This window comes from Streptomyces sp. NPDC056222 (assembly GCF_042264065.1).
GTDB lineage: Bacteria > Actinomycetota > Actinomycetes > Streptomycetales > Streptomycetaceae > Streptomyces.
Map to the genome: position 1 here is coordinate 60,207 of NZ_JBHJTL010000043.1, position 6,910 is coordinate 67,116.

Genomic DNA, 6,910 nt, shown 5'->3' on the forward strand with positions numbered 1-6,910 from the left:
AGGATCCATTCCGCATTGAGATCCAAGCTCGACGGCAAAAGAAACAGTTTGAGTGCCGGAGTAGGTCCCTGTCTTGATTTTCACGAAGTTCCTCGGCCTTGGGCAGGCTGGACAGGGAGCGTGGAGCGTATGCAGCTGCGCTACAACTTTCGTGTGTATCCGGATGCCTCGCAGCGCTCCGCGCTGGCGAAGGCGTTCGGGTGTGCTCGCGTGGTGTGGAACGACTGTCTGCGTGATCGCAGAGAGGCGCATGCGGCGGGCCTGCCGTATGTGAAGTCGTCGGAGTTGTCCCGAGTGCGTATCACGCAGGCCAAGCGCACCGAAGAACGCGCCTGGCTGGCGGACGTGTCGGCGGTCGTGCTGCAACAGTCCTTACGGGATCTGGACACCGCCTACAAGAACTTCTTCGACTCCGTCGGCGGTAGACGCAAGGGCCGGAGGGTGTCCCCACCCCGGTACAAGTCGAAGAAGGACACGCGCCAGTCGATCCGGCTGAACACCAACGCCTTCTCGCTCCAGGAGGACGGCCGCGTGTATGTGGCCAAGATCGGCCCCATCAAGGTGAAGTGGTCGCGGCGGCTTCCGGCCGCACCCACGTCCCTCACGGTCATCCTGGATTCGTCCGGTCGGTACTTCATGAGTTTTGTCGTGAACACAGAACCGGAGGTTCTGCCCGAGGGCGAGTCCGAGGTCGGCATCGACCTGGGACTCACTACCTTCGCCGTCCTGTCCGACGGCACGAAGATCTCGTCTCCGAGGTTCCTGCGTCGCGCCGAGAAGAAGCTCAGGAGACTGCAGAAGGACGTCTCCCGGAAGTTGAAGGGGTCGAAGAACCGGGCCAAGGCTCGGATCAAGTTGGCGCGGCAGCACGCCAAAGTGGCCGACCGGCGTCGGGACTGGCACCACAAGGCATCCACAGAGATCATCCGCGACAACCAAGCGGTGTATGTGGAAGACCTCGCGGTAGCCGGGCTTGCCCGCACACGTCTGGCCAAGTCCGTACACGACGCTGGATGGTCCGCGTTCGTGAACATGCTGGAGTACAAGGCTGCCAGACACGGACGGTACTTCGGGAAGATCGGCCGCTTCGAGCCCACCTCCCAGGTCTGCTCCGCCTGCGGCATCAAGGATGGCCCCAAGCCTCTCCATATCCGGGAGTGGACCTGCAAAGCATGTGGAGCCGTCCATGATCGCGACGACAACGCATCCAAGAACACCCTGGCCGCTGGACGGGCGGACAGGCTAAACGCCTCGCGGAGCGCAGGTAAGACCAGGACGAGAGTCCCGGCACCGCGCGATGAAGCAGGAAGCCACCGAGACGGTCACGCGACCGTGGCAGGAATCCCTGCCCGATAGGGCAGGGAGCACGTCAATCAGCCTTCCTGCTTTTCTCGGAGGCGCTGTGCGACCACATGGGCGTTCAGCAGTGAGCCGAGGCCGGCGGCCTCGACACGCCGTACGAGCTCGGCATACGTCGTTCCGAGAGCCTCCGCCGTGCGGCCCAGGTGCCAGTCGCCGGCCGCGAGACGGTGCAGCAGATGGCCCCGTCGGATCTGGTTCTCGGAGAGCCGGAACGTCTTCAGATACAGCGTCCGGCCCTTGCGGTCGGTGATCAGCTCGCCGATGTGCTGCTCCTGGCCCGCCCGCTGGAACGGAGGGAGGAACCGGTACAGATCGTAGGAATCCATCCGATACACCCGCTCGAAGGCGTACGAGGTCCCCAGCAGGTCCCGCGCCATCAAACCGTCGTGCGCCTCGGCCCAGGACCGTTCCTGCGCCCGGGCCGCCGCCCGCAGATCCGCGACGGTGCGCACGGAGCCCGCCTCGTCCCGGATGCGCGCCGTGAACTCCGGTACCGGGGCGCCGTAGAACGCGTACTGGTGGACCAGCTCCCCGTACAGGTCCTCGACCAGCGTCGGGTGGAGGACGCGGTAGTCGTCCGGGTGGGGGACGACGAAGGCGGCGGCCAGGGCGTCGGCGACGTACAGCATCAGGCCGCACTGCCCCGGGTGGATCTCGAAGATCCGCAGCGCCTCCGCCAGCCCCGGCACGCTCCACCCCGCGTACGCCGCCTCGGCCCGCGGCGACAGCCCCCGGCGTACCGCCTGCTGGGACCACTCGTCCCAGACGACGGACGGGCCGCCGAAGTGGAGCGCCAGATAGCCCTCCAGAGCGAGGTGGAGCGGCAGGAAACGCAGCCGCTTCTCCGCCCGCCCGTTCCTGTGCCCGCGCTTGGCGAGACGGTGGTGGCGGCGCACGGGAACGGCCCGCGGCTCGTCGTCCCCGAGCCGGGTCCCGTACGTCGCCGATTCGGCGCCGTCCCCCGACCAGTCCGCGACGAAGCCGTGCGGAATGTACGAGGTGTACGTCGTACGGTCCCCCAGGTCGACCGAGCCGCCGGCCCCGTACACCTCACGGTGGAGCCGCAGCCCCTCCACCGGCTCGGCCCTGACGAGCGGGACCAGCCGGACACCGCCCCAGACCTGTGCGGGGCGGACCTCCAGACCGGTGAGATCGATCCGCGTCATCGAGGCGCCCCCTTCAGGAACAGCTCCACCCTCCGGTCCAGATAGGCCAGCAGCTCCGCGAGCCCCGTCCGCCCCTCGGCGAACTGCGCGATCTCCACCAGCGCGGCCAGGTCCTCCGCGTCCCGGATCCCGGCCGTCGGCACGCTCGGCGCCAGCCGGCGCACGTCGAAACCGGCCGCGTCGTATACGGGGTTCACATGGACCGCGCTCGTCCGGCGCTCCGGGTCGAGCCGGGTACGCCAGACGCGCAGCACCTCGCCCGCGAGCCCGGGCGGGGCGTTGTCCCAGCCGTCCGAGACGATCACCAGCCGGTCGGGGGCGGGAGCCGGGCCCTCCAGGGCGTCGAGGATCCTCGTCCCCAGCGGAGACGGTCCCCACGGCCGTACGAGCAGCGGATCGGTGGCGCCCGAGGTCCAGTGCGCGGAGTACGCCCCCGGTGCCGCGAGCTCTTCGAGGAGGAAGTGGCAGCCCAGGGCGACCGCCAGCGGGCGGCGGCGCTTCACGGCCGAGCCGGAGGCGGAGTAGCTGTCGTCGAGGACCGCCGCGACCCGTCCCCAGGTCCCGGCGTACGGCCCGGCCACGCGACGCGCGGCCGCCCGCAGCGCGGCCGTCAGCTCGGCGCGCCGCGCCACCCTCTCCCCGAAGGGGAGGGAGAGGACGTAGAGCGCGAGCCGGGTCAGCGGCATGACGGTCAGATCGCTCGCCCGCTCCATCCGCAGCCGTTCGAGGCGGGTCATCCGGGGCGCGATCCGCTCCAGGAAGAGCGCCCGGGGCACGCCGTGCTTCGCGGCGAACCCTTCGGCGACGGTGAACGGCAGCTCGTACAGCGCGCCCTGTTCGTAGTGCGCGCGGCGGTGGGCGTCCAGGAAGGCGTGCTCGTAGCGGACCCGGCGGCCGGGCGCGAAGAGGAAGTCGCCCGATTCGGCGGCTGCGTCGCGGAAGGGGAGATGCGCGTGCCGGGCGGCGGTCTTCAGGCCGGCGCGGTACTTGACGGCGTCGTGGCCGAGGTCGGCGCGGCCGGCGAGCCAGTCGCGGACGATCGCGCGCGTACGGCGGTTGTTGACCTTCGCGGCGCGCAGGGCGCTGAACAGCCGGTAGACCCGCTGCGGGGGCAGCAGCGCGAGCCGTGCGGCGATGAGCCGCCCCTCGGCGCGCTTCTCGACGGGCCCGCCGGCCTCGTCCGCGGTACGCAGCAGCTGCTCGACGATCGTCGCGGCGTTGTGGTCGTTGATGTCGAGCGCGAGCGCGGCGGCGTACACCGGGCGGTAGTTGACGCGGACGTACTCGTGGAGGAAGGCGAGGGACAACCGCTGTTCACCGGCCGAGGAGCGGAACTCCCGCTGTCCGCTGGCGGTGACGGCCGCGTTGACGAAGAGCAGGACGTCCTCGGCGGCGATGAGGTCGGAGAGCGTCTCCGTCGGCGTGGTCGTGGGTTCCCTCGCAGTGGCATGGGTGCCGGCCGGGGAATGGGGGAGCGAACAGCGAAATCGTTGCTTTAAAGGCAGGTCCCGGAAGTCGCACCGGAGTCCCGCGGCCGGCGGACGAAACGTAACACCGGGGGAGGGGAGGGGTGCCAGTGGATTTGCGGTCCCCGATGTCGGTCGCGCGCGGCAGACTGGTCCCATGACCAAGCTCCCGGGCGTGAAGCCCCGTATCGGACTCCTCGGCACCGGCCCCTGGGCCGCCCGCGCCCACGCGCCCGCGCTCGCCGCGCACGACGGGGTCGAGTTCGTCGGGGTGTGGGGACGGCGGCCCGAGGCGGCGGCCGAGATCGCCGCCGCGTCCGGGACGACCGTGTACGAGGACGTGGACGCGCTCTTCGCGGCGTGCGACGCCGTCGCCTTCGCCCTGCCCCCGGACGTGCAGGCTCCGCTCGCCGTCCGGGCGGCGGCCGCCGGCTGTCATCTGCTCCTGGACAAGCCCGTGGCCACGACGCCCGAGGCGGCGCGGGAGGTGGCCGACGCGGTCGCGAAGGCCGGGGTCGCGTCGGTGGTGTTCTGCACGCTGCGGTTCGCCGAGCCGACGGGGCGTTGGATCGACGAACAGGCGGCGGCGGGCGGCTGGTTCCTGGGGGAGGCGCACTGGCTGGGCTCGCTGTACGGCCCCGGATCCCGGAGCGCGTACGCGGACTCGCCGTGGCGGCGTGAGAAGGGCGGTCTCTGGGACGTCGGCCCGCATGTGCTCTCCGTGTACCTGCCGGTGCTCGGCGACGTCACCGAGGTGACGGCCGTGCGGGGCCCTGCGGACACCCGGCACCTGGTCCTGCGGCACGCCTCGGGCGCGAGCAGCACGGCGACGCTGACCCTCTCCGCCCCGCCGGAGGCGGCGGAGGCCGCGCTCACCCTGTTCGGGGAGCGGGGCAGGGCGGTGCTGCCGGCGTGGGACGGCGCGTTGGGTGCGTTCGCCGGGGCGGTGGACGCGCTCGTCGAGTCGGCCCGGACGGGGGTACCGCACGGCTGCGACGCCCGGTTCGGGGTGCGGCTCACGGAGATCCTGACCCTGGCGGAGGAGGCGGTGGGCCCCGAGGGACCCACCGCCTGACACCGGACCCGAGCGCCCCACCGCCTCACGCCGCGCTTGGGTCGTTCCTAGCCGACGCGCTCGATCCGGGCCTTGCGGATCAGGAACTTTCCGGGTTCGCGGACCTGCTCGAAGGCCGCGTTGTTGAGGAGTACGCAGCTGCCGGAGACGGAGGTGACCTCGACGGTGGTCGACTGCGCGTTGTCGAGGTTGGTCACCTTGAGACGGGTGCCGAGCGGGAACTGGTTGCTCGACGCTGCCGGGGCTCCGCCCTCGCCGGAGAGGGTGACGGTGGAGCCGGCACAGACGACGTCTCCGGAGCCGGTGTCCCCGGCCCCGCCGCCGGCGGGCGGGGCGGACTCGGCGGGCGGCGCGGTCGTCGCGGGCGGCGCGGCCTGCGTGGGCGGTGCGGCCGGCGGGGCGGCCTGCGCCGGGGGAGCCGCCTCGGCCCCGCCCCCGCACCCGGACGCCGCCTGCTTGCGCCGGATCTCGGCGATCACCGCCTCCCGGTTGGCGATCCGCGCCTGCGACAGCGCGTCAGGGTTGGCGCGCTGGTCCGCGATGAACCGCTCGTTGTTCGCGAGCGCCGTTGCCAGGCCGTCGCAGGCCACGGACGCCTGACTCGTACCGGCCACGACCACCGCGGTTCCCCCGGCGAGTACGAGGGCACTGGTCAACAGCGCGATCTTCTTCTTCCGGCTGAGCGTTTTCCTGCGTGACACGTGAGGCTCCGTTCGATTCCTGTCGGTTCCTGTGGCGTCAGATACGAGGAGCCCTCCGGTTCTGCTCAACGCAGTGCGGAATCAAGGGCGTTGCACAGTGCGTCGAGTGCCCCGCCGTACAGCCGCTCGGGCGGCGTCGCATACCCCACGACCAGCCCGTCCTGTCGTTCCGGGCCTTGCCGCGCGTCGTCGCGTACGCGATCCGCCGTGTCCGGATGCTGGTACGCGCCCAGTCCTTCCACCGCGACCCCGTGCCGCTCCGCCGCCGCGAGCGCCGCGCGTTCCGTCCCCGGCGGGAGCTCCACCACCGCGTGCAGTCCGGCCGCGATCCCCGTCACGCGCACCTCCGGCACCCGTTCGGCGAGGGCCGCCACCAGGAGGTCGCGGCGCTCGCGATGGCGCCGGCGCATCCGCCGGACATGCCGGTCGTACGCGCCCGAGCCGAGGAAGTCGGCGAGGGTGAGCTGCTCGGTGGCGGAGGAGTACGGTTCGCGCTCGCCCTTCGCCGCCACCACACCGTCCACCAGCCCGCCCGGCAGCACCATCCAGCCGATCCGGAGGGTGGGGGAGAGGCTCTTGCTGACGGACCCGATGAGGGCCACACGGTCGGGGTCGAGGCCCTGGAGGGCACCGACGGGCCGGCGGTCGTAGCGGAACTCCCCGTCGTAGTCGTCCTCCAGGACGAGCCCGCCGGCCGCCCGCGCCCAGTCCACGACGGCCGAACGCCGCTCGGGCTGCAGCGGCCCGCCCGTCGGGAACTGATGCGCGGGCGTGAGCAGGACGGCGCCCGACCCGCGCGGGATCTCGTCGACGCGCGCCCCCTCCTCGTCGACGGCCACCGGCAGGGTACGGACCCCGGCCTCGGCGAGCAGCCCCCGGTGGAAGGGGAGCCCGTACGCCTCCACCGCCCAGGGGCGGGCGCCGACGACCCGGGCGAGGAGCCGCAGGGCGTGGGCCGCGCCCGAGCAGACGACGATCCGTTCCGGGGTGGTCCGCACCCCGCGCACCCGCGCCAGATACCCGGCGAGCTCCCGACGCAGCTCCACCCGGCCCCGGGGATCGCCGATGCCGAAGGCGTCGTGGGGCGGGGGGGGGGGGGGGCCCCCCCCCCCCCCCCCCCCCCCCCGGGGGGGGGGGGGG

General features: G+C 72.1%; 6 protein-coding genes. 2 read left to right on the forward strand and 4 right to left on the reverse strand.

Going from position 1 to position 6,910, the window contains the following annotated elements; translation table 11 throughout:
* Positions 1 to 129: 129 nt before the first annotated feature.
* Positions 130 to 1,356: an RNA-guided endonuclease InsQ/TnpB family protein gene (locus ACFC0D_RS21085; RefSeq protein WP_376437991.1), complete on the forward strand. Its 1,227-nt coding sequence runs from the start codon at positions 130 to 132 to the stop codon at positions 1,354 to 1,356.
* A 17-nt stretch (positions 1,357 to 1,373) separates the two neighbouring features.
* Here ACFC0D_RS21085 and ACFC0D_RS21090 read toward each other — a convergent pair whose 3' ends face one another.
* Together ACFC0D_RS21090 and ACFC0D_RS21095 are read right to left on the reverse strand one after the other, a co-directional pair.
* Positions 1,374 to 2,528 carry a hypothetical protein gene (locus tag ACFC0D_RS21090; protein ID WP_376437993.1) on the reverse strand — a complete coding sequence of 385 codons (1,155 nt, stop codon included), beginning with the start codon at positions 2,526 to 2,528 and terminating at the stop codon, positions 1,374 to 1,376.
* Complete coding sequence (locus ACFC0D_RS21095) at positions 2,525 to 4,153, reverse strand: hypothetical protein (protein WP_376437995.1); 1,629 nt, start codon at positions 4,151 to 4,153, stop codon at positions 2,525 to 2,527. The genes ACFC0D_RS21090 and ACFC0D_RS21095 overlap by 4 nt, the downstream gene beginning before the upstream one ends.
* Between ACFC0D_RS21095 and ACFC0D_RS21100 the strand changes: the two genes are divergently transcribed.
* Positions 4,152 to 5,069, forward strand: coding sequence for a Gfo/Idh/MocA family protein (locus ACFC0D_RS21100; protein WP_376437997.1), 918 nt, complete (start codon positions 4,152 to 4,154; stop codon positions 5,067 to 5,069). The genes ACFC0D_RS21095 and ACFC0D_RS21100 overlap by 2 nt on opposite strands.
* A gap of 47 nt (positions 5,070 to 5,116) precedes the next feature.
* Here ACFC0D_RS21100 and ACFC0D_RS21105 read toward each other — a convergent pair whose 3' ends face one another.
* Positions 5,117 to 5,770, reverse strand: coding sequence for a hypothetical protein (locus ACFC0D_RS21105; RefSeq protein WP_376437999.1), 654 nt, complete (start codon positions 5,768 to 5,770; stop codon positions 5,117 to 5,119).
* A 65-nt stretch (positions 5,771 to 5,835) separates the two neighbouring features.
* On the reverse strand, positions 5,836 to 6,910 hold a 1,075-nt coding region (locus ACFC0D_RS21110), incomplete at its 5' end, for a PLP-dependent aminotransferase family protein (RefSeq protein ID WP_376438001.1).

Excerpts from the sequence above, each read along its gene's own strand:
- ACFC0D_RS21085 (WP_376437991.1), top strand. The coding sequence starts at position 130 with ATGCAGCTGCGCTACAACTTTCGTGTGTATCCGGATGCCTCGCAGCGC.
- ACFC0D_RS21090 (WP_376437993.1), bottom strand. The coding sequence starts at position 2,528 with ATGACGCGGATCGATCTCACCGGTCTGGAGGTCCGCCCCGCACAGGTC.
- ACFC0D_RS21100 (WP_376437997.1), top strand. The coding sequence starts at position 4,152 with ATGACCAAGCTCCCGGGCGTGAAGCCCCGTATCGGACTCCTCGGCACC.
- ACFC0D_RS21095 (WP_376437995.1), bottom strand. The coding sequence starts at position 4,153 with ATGGGACCAGTCTGCCGCGCGCGACCGACATCGGGGACCGCAAATCCA.